This is a genomic window from Citrobacter sp. VF227 (genome assembly GCF_052950715.1).
The window spans coordinates 1-488 of the sequence record NZ_JBRFVF010000318.1 but is presented as its reverse complement, the minus strand read 5'-3'; the positions used below and the strand labels follow the sequence as shown (position 1 = coordinate 488).

Genomic DNA, 488 nt, shown 5'->3' with positions numbered 1-488 from the left:
TACCCCATGAACGCAAAAGTCTGGCTGGTAGGCGCCGGCCCTGGCGACCCGGAGCTGCTGACCCTCAAGGCCGTACGCGCGCTGGGCGAGGCACAGGTGGTGATGATCGATGACCTGGTCAACCCCGCCGTGCTCGAACATTGCCCGAACGCTCGCATCATCCCGGTGGGCAAGCGCGGCGGCTGCCGCCGCGTGCGAGGCGAGCATGGGTTCGACGGCGTCGCCGGGCGGCGAGGCGGAGGCGCGGGCGGTATCGGGCTCGTGTTTCGCGGTTGCGCTGCGATCGAGATCGAGGTCGAGCGTCGGGCGCGGCGGCGGCGCAAATTCGCGCGCGCCGGCGTGGGGCAGATCGGCATCGGACGGCCGAATGGCCGGCGCGCCGGCGTTGGCCTCGGGCCACGCGTGGGCCGGGCGCTCGCCGGGCGCCGGCGTGCCGCCGGCTGGCGTTTCGGGCGTTTCGAGTACCGGAGGGGCGTCGTGCGTTGACG

The 488-nt window shown here is 73.4% G+C and carries 1 protein-coding gene; it reads left to right on the top strand.

Going from position 1 to position 488, the window contains the following annotated elements:
- On the top strand, window positions 1-486 hold a 486-nt coding region (locus ACU8YC_RS26515), incomplete at its 5' end, for an SAM-dependent methyltransferase (RefSeq protein WP_446896196.1).
- Window positions 487-488 lie beyond the last annotated feature (2 nt).